Source organism: Anisomitus miae (SeqCode), assembly GCF_054906395.1.
The window spans coordinates 62,453-75,106 of sequence record NZ_JBRACL010000008.1 but is presented as its reverse complement, the minus strand read 5'-3'; the positions used below and the strand labels follow the sequence as shown (position 1 = coordinate 75,106).

The window sequence follows — 12,654 nt, the reverse complement described above, 5'->3', positions numbered from 1 at the left end:
AGAAATTTTATTTTGTAACAACTTATGATTTGTATATTGTAAGTTGTTATTTTTTGAGGTGTAATATGTTTATTAAGGACATATTTGAAAAGGATATTGAACGAAATATACAAAGTGTTATTAAGGTTTCAAGCCTTGACAAAAAATATTTTGATGAAATTAATGAATATGTTGTTACTGAGGAAGTTTTCAAATGTATTAATTTGTTTACTAGCATGTATAAATATGTTTTTATAAATCAAGATGATAGAATAGGATTTTGGATATCTGGATTTTTTGGTAGTGGTAAATCTCATTTTCTGAAAATTTTATACTACATACTTAAAGGCATAAGGCTTGATCTACTCATACAAAATAATAAATGCTTATTACATATTGAAAAGGATTTGAAATTCTTATCTGATATTGAGAAAGACGTAATTTTATTTAACATAGATTCCAAAAATATGATGCAGGGTAGTGTGTTAGATATTTTTGTAAATGAGTTTAATGCTATGAGGGGTTTTTCTAAAACCTATGGGTTCATCTGCGAGCTTGAGGAAAGGCTTTTGGAGGAAAATATTTTTCGAGAGTTTAAAGATTATTTTTTTAATCTTTCAAATAAAAATTGGGAAGATGCTAGGGAGGAGTTTTACTTTCATAGAAATGACCTAATTAAATCTTTGTGTCATGTTAAAAACTATAATTATGAAGAAGGAGAAAATTATTTTATAAGTATTGAAAAGAATTACAGGATGAATGTAGAAAAGTTTTCTGAAAAAGTCTCGGAGTATATAAGTTCAAAAGGTGAAAATCACAGTATCATATTTATGATAGATGAGGTTTCACAATTTATTTCAGATAATTTAAATAAGATGTTGAATCTTCAAACAATTGTTGAAGAGCTATCAAATAAATGTTTCGGTAGAGTATTTGTCGTAGTTACAAGTCATGTTGATATAAATTCTATTGATAATAACAAAAAATATGATTTTTCTAAGATTCAAAGTCGATTTGAGAGTAGACTGTATTTATCAAGTGCGAGCATGGGTGAGGTTTTATGTAAAAGGTTATTGTTAAAGAAAGAGGAATACTTGTCTAAAATTCATGAATTGTACATAGATAGGGAATTATTTATAAAAAATAATTTAAGGCTAAGTTCTTTATTTGATTCAAAAGTCTCAAAAATAAGTAGAGAAGAGTTTGGTTTGTTTTATCCATTTTTTTCATATCAACTCGAACTCATAAAAGATATTATTTATTTCATGTCCATAAATAATGTAATAAGTGATGATATGTCAAAAGGTGAGAGAAGCATTTTAATATTTTTCCAGAAGGTATTAATTAATTTTAAAAATTATGAATTTAATTCAGTTGTGCCGTTTTATATGTTTTATGATGCTATTTCAGATTTTATAGATCACAATCACAAATATGTTTTTTCAATTGCCTATGATAATAGAAATTTAGATAATTTCGATATAAATATTCTAAAGACACTTTTATTAATAAAGTATTTACCTAATGTGATCCCATGTGTTGAAACAATAGAGACTCTTGTTATATTGGATTTTTCTAACAATAATTGTGAAAAATCTAAAGTCCTTAGTTCGTTGCAGAAATTAATTAATGAGGGATTTGTTAATAGTGATGGTGATAGATTTTACTTTTTATCAAAAATGGAGAGAGATATCAATTATAAAATAATAGAAACAAATATCGAATCTCATGAAATAAAAGAATTTTTGTGTGATAAAATCTTTAATGAGGTTTGCGGGATATCTAAGATAAGATACCGAAATAAAATAAACTTTTCTTTTAACAAAATTTTAAATGATTTGAATTATAAAGTCTCTCAAAAGAATATGATTGGAATTAAAATTTTAACTACTGTCTATGATGAGGATTTTAATTTAGATTCTATACGAATTGCATCTGGTATTGAAAACAATGTTATAATCTATTTTAATGATGACAAAAGTTTAATTGATGAAGTTTTTTTGTATTTAAAATTACAGAAGTTTTTGAAGTATATTAAATCTGATTTTAGAGAAAGATATGGAGTTATTTTACTATCCAAGGAAGATGAATTAAAAAATAGACTTAATAGAATAAATATTTTAATTATAAATTGTATAAAAACATCTTCCATATTTGTAAATGGAGAGATTGTTTCCAAGAGTTTTGAAGATGTAAATGATATTTTTAAAGATTCTATCAATCGACTTATGCTTTGCAGATTTAATAAATTTGGATACATAAATAAATTTATTGAAAAATTTAATCGTGTAATTGAAATTTTTGAAAATCAAAATCAATTAAATGAGGTTTTAAGTCTAAACTCACTTTTTGTAAATGAACTTGCTGATTTTTTAAATCAATTTAATAAAATTAGTTTTGGACAAGTGTTCGAACACTTTAAAAGTATACCTTATGGGTTTGGAAAGAATGATGTTTTATTTGGAATATTGTATTTGCTCAAAATGAGAAGGATAGTATGTAATTTTAATTTTGATGAAATCGTGGAAGGGATTTCTTCGGATAAGAATTTTTCAAATAAGATACAAATTTCTAAATGTGATGATTCAGAGATAGTAGGCATTGCTTCTTGTAAAAAAATGTTTGAACAGATTTTTGATAAGAAGTATTTGACAAATAGTTTTTACGATTTTTTTAAACAATGTAAAAGTGATTTGGAAGAATTTAAATTAAGGTTAGATAAAGTTAAGGAATTAGTTTTCCGAGATCATTTGTATCCAGGAAAGGATACCGTAGAAGATTTAGATAAATTTGTGGTTAATGCTTTATCGTGTAGTAGTGATGAATTTATTGAGAGAGTAACTCATGATTTTAGTGTTGTGAAAATCTTTGATGAATTTGATATGATTTTTAATTTCTACAATAGTGTCCAGTTTGAAATTTTCGAAAAGGGGTTAGAGGCTTATAGGATTTTTGAAAAAGATAAAAGCTTTATATGTAATAGTGAATTGGTGAAAACTTTTTTTGGTATTGAGGGTATTTTGAATATGGATAAGCCTTATGGAGAAATTTCAAAACTTAAGGTTTACACACAGCAATTTATAGATTTACATAAAAAGATTTTGTGCGATGCCATTGTAAATATAAATGACTTTATTCAGGATGAAATTTTGATATCTCTAGGTTTGGATCTTGTTTGTGAATTGAAATGTAAATTGGATAAATGTAAAACGTTATTTGATGTTTATGGAATTAAGATGGAGAGTATTTTCTTGAAAGAGAAATTAAAAGGTTAGTATTATGAATAAAAATATTGTTAAAAATTTTGCAGCGTGGTCGAGAAAAACTTTAATACGTGAAATAACAGACAAACTCACCTTAATCGGAATAACAAAAAGTGAAATTAAAAAAAATATATCTGAAAATTTAGAGTATGAGGAATATACCATAGGAAATTTTCAAACGTATAAAATCTATGGACACGATATCATAAAACGTGAAATGCTTGTGAAGAAAATAAGCGAAAAGGGATTTGATTTTATTGTAGAAGAGGTTGCCTATACTTGGTTTAATAGGATAATAGCAATAAGGTTTATGGAAATAAACAATTATTTACCTTCTGGAGTAAGGGTGCTATCATCCATAAATAAAAGTAAAACTGAGCCTGATATCATTACATATTTTGATGATTTGGATTTTCCGTTTGATAGAGATTATGTAGTTATGCTTAAACATAATAACGATATAGATGAGCTTTTTAGATATATGTTCATTGCACAATGCAATTCTTTAAATGATATATTGCCAGGGCTCTTTAAAAAAACAGATGCTTACATTAATATTTTGTTTCCATCAAATTTGTCTAACGAAAATAGTTTTATTAGAAGGATTGTAAAGGATATTGATGAAAATTATTTTTTGGACAATGTTGAAATAATAGGATGGTTGTACCAGTATTACATAACTGAAAAGAAAGATGAAATATTTAAAAAATTAAAGCAAAATATAAAAATATCTAAAGAGAATATCCCTCCAGCCACTCAAATTTTTACTCCGAAATGGATCGTAAAGTACATGGTAGAGAATTCCCTAGGGAAGTTTTATCTTCACAATAATCCCGATTTTAAATTTCCATTTGACCTTAAATATTATATTGAAACTAGCGATATATCAGAGAATGAATTTGAGAAAATCTCACCGGAGGATATAAGGATAATCGATCCATGTATGGGAAGTGGACACATACTTGTTTATGTATTTGATTTGCTGTTTGAGATATATGTACAAAATGGATATTTAAAAGACGAAATTCCTTACTTGATACTTGAAAATAATTTGTTTGGAATTGATATTGATGATAGAGCGTATGAACTTGCATATTTTTCTCTAATGATGAAAGGGCGAGGCAGGTATAAGAAGTTTTTCAATAGGAAAGTGAAGTTTAATTTTTATCCCATAACCGAGAGCAATGATATTTATAATGACATTATTGAAAAGATTGAAAGATTAAATATTAGCTATGCTAAAGATATAAAGTATTTGTTAGATGTGTTCATGGATGCGAAGGAATATGGATCTTTGGTATCTGTGAAGAAGTTGAATTTTGATTTAATTGAAGAATCTTTGTACGAATACTTATCCGAATATGAGAGCGATTGCATGAAGAAAGTAATTAGCATAGCCAGAATTCTAAGTTGTAATTACCATATTGTTATAACGAATCCTCCTTATATGAGTAGTAGGGGGATGAGTGAGAAACTTTCTACATATCTAAAGTATAATTATCCAAATAGTAAAATGGATTTGTTCTCTGTGTTTATTGAAAGAGGGTTTAAGCTGACTTGTAAAAATGGTTTTAATGTGATGCTTACTATGCAATCTTGGATGTTTCTATGTAAGTTTGAAAAATTAAGGAGATCTATTTTTCAAAGTAATACCATAGTGTCTTTGCTCCACATGGATAATAATGTAATGCCAATAGCATTTGGTACGAGTGCTACAGTCTTCAAAAAGAAATTTGTGCAGGACTATGAAGGAGTATACAATTATGTGGAATTTAATAATCTGGATGAAAATGGTAACTTGAATGATTTTCCTGTATCGCAAAATAGAAATTTCAAAATAAAGTTGAAATCTTTTTATGATGTACCGGGTGCTCCTCTTAATTATTGGATAAGCAAAAGAGCGAGAGAGGTATTCAAAAAATTCAAATCGCTTAAAGAGTATTTTGAACCAAAGCAAGGAATGGCAACTACGGATAATAAAAAATTTGTAAGGTATTGGTATGAAATAGATAAAGATGACATCGAGTTTGACTGTAAATCTCATGATGATTTGAGATTTATTGATAAAAAATGGTTTCCGTATAACAAGGGTGGTTACTACAGGAAGTGGTATGGTAATAATGAATATATTGTCAAATATGAAAATTCAGGGGAGAATCTTATAAAATTCGTAAGAGATAAGTATCCGAGGATAACTGATCCAGAGTTTGTGGTAAAAAATAGAAAATACTATTTTAAGAAAGGAATCACGTGGTCTCTTTTTGGATTTAAAAATTTTGGCGTTAGATATAAGGATCATGGTTTTATATTTGACGTATCGGGATCTTCTATTTTTCCTGATGAAAAATACGATAAATATGTTTTGGCATTTTTATGTTCGAATGTTTGCTTTTATCTTTTATCCTCAATAGCTCCAACTGTTAATTTTCAAATTGGAAATATTGGAGATCTTCCTATTATAATTGACGATTCTCATTTGGATGAAATAAATATGCTTGCTAACAGAAATATATATTTGTGCAAAAGGGAATGGAATTTTTATGAAACCTCTTGGGAATTTAAAACACATCCGGCTATAGAGTTTAAGATTAGTTCTTTTATTAAAGATTCTTTTCAAAATTTTAAGAAGCAAATTGAAACTTTGTTTTCAGAGGTTAAAGAAAATGAAGAAAGGATAAACAAGATTTTCAAAGTAATATATGGTTTTGATGAAGAAGTTTCTGAGTACGTTAAGGATGAGGACGTATCCATAAGGAAAATTGATGAAAGAAGTTTTGTTGAATCATTTATGAGCTATTTTGTTGGATGTGTTTTTGGAAGATATTCTATTGACTATCTTGGAGTTATTGAAAATTCAAAAAATATTTTTAATAGGGAGTATAGATCATTTTTACCTCAGGAAGATAACTTAATAGTTATTTCACCAGAAGGATATTTTGAAAATGATATACATAATTTGTTTGTACATTTTTTGAGTGTTGTGTTTGGGAAGGAGTCCCTTGATGAAAATTTGAAATTTATATGTGAGACATTGTCTTATAAGGGTTTAAATTTTAGAGAAAATATAAGTCAATATTTCATTAAAGAATTTTTTAAAACTCATATGAAGACTTACAATAAACATCCGATATACTTGCAATTTTGTTCTGGTAAAAATAATGCAATTAATGCGTTAACTTGCATTCACAGATTTTCAAAAGAAGATATATTAAAATTTAAAATGAATTATCTAGATATAATTGAGCAAAAATATGAAAATGAGATTATGAAGTTGGATGATTTGTACAAAAATGGGAATGCTATAAAGTATAAGAAATATAAGGAAGGATTAGTATTGAAATTCGAGGAATTTAAAAGATACAGAAGCCTTGTTTCTTATGCGTGTGATTCTAATATCTATATAGATTTACAAGATGGTGTGATAGCCAACTATGAAAACTTACAAAATATAGGATTGGAAAATAACCAAACGTTATTTAAATAGATCGTTTATCTAAAATTTGTAAATTTAGAGGTTTCTAGTTGAAGGTAAATAATTAAATGAAGTATAATATGGTTGATAATTTTGGAAAAATTGAATTTGAGCAAGTATGTTTTTGATCATTTTTAGAGTTGAATTGAAGTGTATGAGTTTTAAGGGGGCTAAATCGTGAATGAGTTAGATGTAAATTTTAGTTTACCGTCTCCACAAGACAAAAATATTCCGATAGATATAAGTGTTTCGAGCTTGGAAGAAGATACGGTATATAGATTTTGTGTTGGCATAAATGGAGTTTGGTATACTATACAGGATTTTTCTACCAAGAAAGAAGTTGCTTGGACGCCAAGTGAGTATGGAAATTACATAGTTATGGTACAATCTAAAAAGATTTCTAGTAGAAAAGCTTTTGACAATATAATAAGGGTTAATTATACGATTGGTAAAAATTTTGAAGATGAAAAAATAATAAAATCTATACATTTAGACAGGGAATGCTATACGGTTGGAGATCAGTTATGTTTAACGGTTGATTCGATTTATTCCCCGAGTTTATATAAATTTTGGATAAATGGTCAGTATGGATGGGAATTATTGAAAGATTATACATCAGATGAAAAACTTGTTTTAACTCTAAATGAAACTGGTGAGAAAGAAATTCTTGTTCAGTGCAAAAGACAAAATTCTGAAAATAATTTCGATGACTTTTCGACAGTGAAGTTTTATGTTTATGAGGCTGTAAAGATTGAAATTGTATCACTTAAAAGCCTAAGCAAAGAATTAATTTCTGGTGAAGAATTAATATTTGAGTGCGAAGTGAAAAATGAGGAATCAAAAACAGTTTTGTATAAGTTTATCGTGATTGATGATAATGGAAATGTTAATGTTGTACAGGATTATTCCACAAAGAGTATGGTCTCTTTTGTTGAAGAGAATTACGGAAAATTCAAATTACTTGTTTTAATTAAAGATTTGTACTCGATTAATAATTATGATGATAGGGCAGTTATCATATATGAGGTTAAGCCTTATAACGAAATAAAGATAATGAACTTTTCTGCTGATTTAAGTTCTCCATATTATACAGGGCATCCGATTATATTTAATGCACAGGTTGAGGGTGGAAAGAACTTGATGTTTAAGTATGTCATAAATGGACCGAGCACAGATGATGAACCATTCATAGAAGAAAGTGGTTATTTAAGAGAAAATTTTTATCAGTGGATACCTAAGGTTTCTGGAGATTATAAAATTACTGTTTATGTAAAAGACGAGAGCAATTCCCATGGATATGATGTTTTCGCTGAACTAGATATTGAAGTGTTACCTTATGTGTCTCAGGTTGTTAAAATTTTAGATGTCCAGATAGACTCTTATGAAAAGCATGTTAAGAATAAACCAATTGGAATTATAGTCAAGGCTGAAGGTGGACTGAAGCTTCAATATAATTTTGTTATAACAAAGGAAAATAAGGAAGTTGGATTTATTGATTACAGCGATAAGAACTTTTTAACATTTATGCCTCAAGAGGCAGGTTATTATGAACTGGAAATAAAAGTTAAAGATATGTTTTCAGTTCAGCAATATGATGCTTCTACTATATTGCATTTTAAGGTTTGGGATTATTATCCTGCTAGAATTGATTATATTTTGTATAGGACTCAAGAGTGTTATGTGGTTGGAGAGCCTGTGATATTTGATATTGTTGCTCAAAATACAAAAGATATTTTATTTAAATATATTTTATCAGTGGATGATCATGTTATTGAGGAAACTAGCTTTAGTGGTAATATAGCTTATGAATATGTTCCTACAGTAAAAGGGAGATACACATTAAATGTTTTGGCTAAAAACAAAAATTCTGAGCTTGAGTATGATACGAGAAAAGAGGTAAAGATATATGTCCAAGATTCCTTACCTATATCTGGTACTAGAATAATTTGCGAAGCTGGAGAAGATGATCTAGTTATAAACAATTCTATATTTTTTGCTGTTAATTCTAGCGGTGGTAGAAACATCGGATATGAATTTTATCTCATGGATCAAGGGCAATGGAGAAGGGTGCAAACTTATAGTCGAAAAAATACTTATAGCTTTATACCATTTAGGGCAGGGAATTATAAACTTTTGGTTTTGGCAAAAAGTGAATATAAGACTTGTAATTATGAGGATTATGCACTTTATGAATTTAAAGTAACATAGATTTCTGAATAAAAACCTCCTAAAGTACCAAACATAATATAAAATATTTTGGGAGGAAAATTTGGTATATATGAACTTAAAGGATACTGTAGAAGTTTTTGTTTCAGGACTTTTACTTTCATGTTTTGGGCTAATGTTAAAATCGTATACTACTTTAGCTTCGAATAACACACAAGAGATATTTTTATATGAATTACATAACCCCATTGAGGATTTTGGATTTAGGGATTTATGTTCTAGCAAAATTTTTGAATCTGATATTATAAATGATGCTATAAATATTTCAGCTAAGAGATATGATGTAGATAAAAATCTCATAAAGTCATTGATAAAACAAGAGTCAAACTTTAATCCAAATTGTGTTTCAGATGCTGGAGCTATAGGTATTATGCAAATAATGCCTAACACTATAGAAAAATTTAATGTGAAAGATCCCTACAATGTTTATCAAAATATTGATGCGGGTACAAGACATCTTAAGGGAATGATAGAAAGGTATGAGGGAGATATAGTTAAAGCTATTGCGGCCTACAACTGTGGAGGTAACGCACTAGATAAAAGTGGTTTTAAATCGCTTGACGATGTATCTATGCTTCCAAAAGAAACACAGATACATGTGATTAAGGTTTTTCACTATTACAATAATGAGTTTTAATTAAAGTGTTTTACAAAAATTTATAAAATGAAAATTGCAAAAATGGAAGTAGCTCAATTAGTTATGAGCTACTTCTAAATTTTTTTTGTTAAAAAATTTCATATGTAGTAGAATATTTTTTATCAGATAGAGAAGGGAATTAAAGTTTTATGAAAAGGTTGGATAGTATTCTTGTTAATTCAGGTTATGGAAGCAGGAGAGGAGCTCAGAAGATTATACGCCAAAAGAAAGTCACGGTTAATGGTGAAATTGTAAATATACCTTCTGTCCATGTTGATGTTTTGAAAGATGAGATATACGTTTTAGATAAAAAGGTTGTGTATAGAAATTTTATCTATTTGATGCTGAATAAACCCTCAGGGTTTGTATCGGCGACACACGATAAATTCGATCGGACAGTACTTGAACTTATAGACGATGAAGATAAGGGTTTGTCCCCTTATCCAATTGGGAGACTCGATAAGGATACTGTTGGTCTTTTGATAATTTCAAACGATGGGAACATGTGCCATAGGGTTCTATCTCCTAAGCGGCATGTTGAAAAAAAGTATTTTGCTAAGGTGGATATATGTTTAAAAAATTCTCATATTGAAACCTTTAATAATGGAGTTGTAATTGAGGATGGATACAAATGTAAGTCTGCTAAACTCGAAATTGTTAATTCAAGTGCCGAGGGTTCTGAATGTATTTTGTCTTTAACCGAGGGCAAGTTTCACCAAATTAAAAGAATGTTTAGTGCGATAGGCTCAAACGTTTTGTATCTTAAAAGGATTGAATTTTGTGGTATAGAGCTTGATCGTAATTTAAATGAAGGCGAATACAGACATCTAACAGATAGTGAAGTAAATATCTTAAAATCAGTTTAGGAGGAAGAGTTATGGAATTGAGAGAATTTTTAAATGAGGAACAACTGGAAGCAGCAATGACCGTGGAAGGTCCTTTACTTATTTTAGCTGGAGCAGGTTCTGGCAAGACTCGTACGATTACATATAGAATTGCTCACATGATAAAGAATTTGGAGATAAATAGCTATCAAATTCTTGCCATAACTTTTACGAATAAAGCAGCTAGGGAAATGAAAGATAGGGTTCGATCACTTATAGGACAAGTTGCTGAAAATATGTGGATTTCAACTTTCCATTCTCTTTGTGTCAGAATCCTAAGGAGGGAAATTGAAAAACTTGGCTATACGAAGTCATTTACGATTTATGATTTTTATGATCAAAAGACCTTGGTCAAGAGGTGCATGGATGATTTGGGAGTCAATACTAATAACATAGAAGTCAATGATGTAATTAAAAAGATTTCTAAGTATAAGAACGATTTTATTAAGGCTACCGATGCTATTAAATTTGCTGATAATTATCGTGAGGGACTTATAGCTAAGATTTATGAGTTGTATGAAAAGAAATTATATGAAAATAATTCTTTGGATTTTGATAATCTAATTTTCAAAACTATAGAACTTTTCGAAAGATATGAAGATGTTCTTGTATTTTACCAATCAAAATTTAAATACATAATGGTGGACGAGTATCAAGACACGAATTATTCTCAATATTATTTGGTAAAACTTTTGGCGTTAAAATACAAAAATGTTTGTGTTGTTGGTGATGATGATCAATGTATATACCAGTGGAGAGGAGCCAACATTGATAATATCCTCAATTTTGAAAAGGACTATGGTAATGCAAAGGTTATAAAGCTTGAGAAAAATTATAGATCCAAGGCTAATATTTTGAGTGCAGCAAATGGCGTAATCGTAAATAATTCTAGACGTAAAGATAAAATTTTAAAGCCCATTAATCCAGAAGGAGAAAAGATAAAATTGTTTAAAGCTGATGGGGCTGAGGAGGAAGTATTATTTATAATCAATGAGATTTCTAGGATTATGAAGTCTAAAGCATATGACTATAGGGATTTTGGAATTTTGTATAGGACAAATTCTCAATCTAGAATTCTTGAAGAAATATTTGTAAAATACCAAATACCGTATAAACTTGTTGGAGTTGTGAGATTCTATGAAAGAAAAGAGATTAAAGATATTATTGCATACTTAAAAACTGTTATTAATCCAAACGATGAAATAAGTTTGATGAGAATTGTTAACGAGCCTAAAAGAGGAATTGGTAATGCAACTATTGATAAGTTGTTAGAGTATGCAGCAGCAAATGGAATTACTCTTTTTGATGCTATGGTTGCATCGTTTGAGATACATACGATTTCCATGAGAACAGTAACTATTTTAAAGGATTTTGTAAAAATCATCTTTGATATGAGGGAAATACTTCAGAGCAAACCTTCTGAGTTCATAAAGTCACTTTTGCAAAAGGTAGGATATATGGAAGGTTTGAAAAATTCTAAAGATGCTGAATATCAAACGAGAATTGAAAATATTGAAGAATTCATAAATGCAGCTGTGAATTTTGAAAATTTAAATTACGGATGTAGTATTGAAGATTTTTTAGAAAATATAATTTTGGTTTCAGAGGTTGATAAATATGATGAAAGATCTTCTGCTATAACTCTTATGACTCTTCATTCATCAAAAGGTCTTGAATTTCCTGTTGTCTTTATAGTTGGTATGGAAAATGGTAATTTTCCAAGTAACAAATGTTTTGAAGATATTGAGGAAATGGAAGAGTCAAGAAGGCTTTGTTATGTAGGTATAACTAGAGCTAAAGAGATGCTATATTTTACATACTCGAATGTTAGAATGGTTTATGGTGAAATGACCTATCGAACTAAGTCGAAATTCTTAATGGAGATTCCCCAAAACTTAATAATGGATATTAATTTTGATGGTGATGAAAGAAGTGCATTTAGAAGCGACACCATGGGGAGTTTTGAAAAATTTCCTTATGATAGAAACACTAGTAAACAAATTAATGAAATTAAAAACGATATCTCTAAAGATGAGGTTAGGATAGGTAGAAAGATAAAGCACAAAACTTTTGGAGTTGGGACGATTGTAAAAGTAGAAGAAGGCGATGGAGATTTTAAACTGTATATTGCTTTTGATAGCAATGGAGTGAAAAAATTGTTATTTAGCAAAGCACCAATCGAGCTCATTTAAA

The 12,654-nt window shown here is 28.8% G+C and carries 6 protein-coding genes; all 6 read left to right on the top strand.

All coding sequences use genetic code 11. The features are described from left to right. The first annotated feature begins 65 nt into the window (after positions 1-65). The 6 genes from brxC to AALI31_RS05895 all read left to right on the top strand — a co-directional run bounded on the left by brxC (position 66) and on the right by AALI31_RS05895 (position 12,653). Positions 66-3,254: a BREX system P-loop protein BrxC gene (gene brxC, locus AALI31_RS05920; RefSeq protein WP_489885611.1), complete on the top strand. Its 3,189-nt coding sequence runs from the start codon at positions 66-68 to the stop codon at positions 3,252-3,254. A 4-nt stretch (positions 3,255-3,258) separates the two neighbouring features. Further along, positions 3,259-6,726, top strand: coding sequence for a BREX-1 system adenine-specific DNA-methyltransferase PglX (pglX, locus tag AALI31_RS05915; protein WP_489885610.1), 3,468 nt, complete (start codon positions 3,259-3,261; stop codon positions 6,724-6,726). A 165-nt stretch (positions 6,727-6,891) separates the two neighbouring features. Next, positions 6,892-8,922, top strand: a complete 2,031-nt coding sequence (locus AALI31_RS05910) for a triple tyrosine motif-containing protein (protein ID WP_489885609.1) — start codon at positions 6,892-6,894, stop codon at positions 8,920-8,922. Between the two features lie 70 nt (positions 8,923-8,992). After that, complete coding sequence (locus tag AALI31_RS05905) at positions 8,993-9,577, top strand: lytic transglycosylase domain-containing protein (RefSeq protein WP_489885608.1); 585 nt, start codon at positions 8,993-8,995, stop codon at positions 9,575-9,577. A 149-nt stretch (positions 9,578-9,726) separates the two neighbouring features. Further along, positions 9,727-10,443 carry a pseudouridine synthase gene (locus AALI31_RS05900; RefSeq protein WP_489885607.1) on the top strand — a complete coding sequence of 239 codons (717 nt, stop codon included), beginning with the start codon at positions 9,727-9,729 and terminating at the stop codon, positions 10,441-10,443. An 11-nt stretch (positions 10,444-10,454) separates the two neighbouring features. Continuing rightward, positions 10,455-12,653, top strand: a complete 2,199-nt coding sequence (locus tag AALI31_RS05895) for an ATP-dependent helicase (protein ID WP_489885606.1) — start codon at positions 10,455-10,457, stop codon at positions 12,651-12,653. Position 12,654 lies beyond the last annotated feature (1 nt).

Excerpts from the sequence above, each read along its gene's own strand:
- AALI31_RS05905 (WP_489885608.1), top strand. The coding sequence starts at position 8,993 with ATGAACTTAAAGGATACTGTAGAAGTTTTTGTTTCAGGACTTTTACTT.
- AALI31_RS05895 (WP_489885606.1), top strand. The coding sequence starts at position 10,455 with ATGGAATTGAGAGAATTTTTAAATGAGGAACAACTGGAAGCAGCAATG.
- AALI31_RS05900 (WP_489885607.1), top strand. The coding sequence starts at position 9,727 with ATGAAAAGGTTGGATAGTATTCTTGTTAATTCAGGTTATGGAAGCAGG.
- brxC (WP_489885611.1), top strand. The coding sequence starts at position 66 with ATGTTTATTAAGGACATATTTGAAAAGGATATTGAACGAAATATACAA.
- pglX (WP_489885610.1), top strand. The coding sequence starts at position 3,259 with ATGAATAAAAATATTGTTAAAAATTTTGCAGCGTGGTCGAGAAAAACT.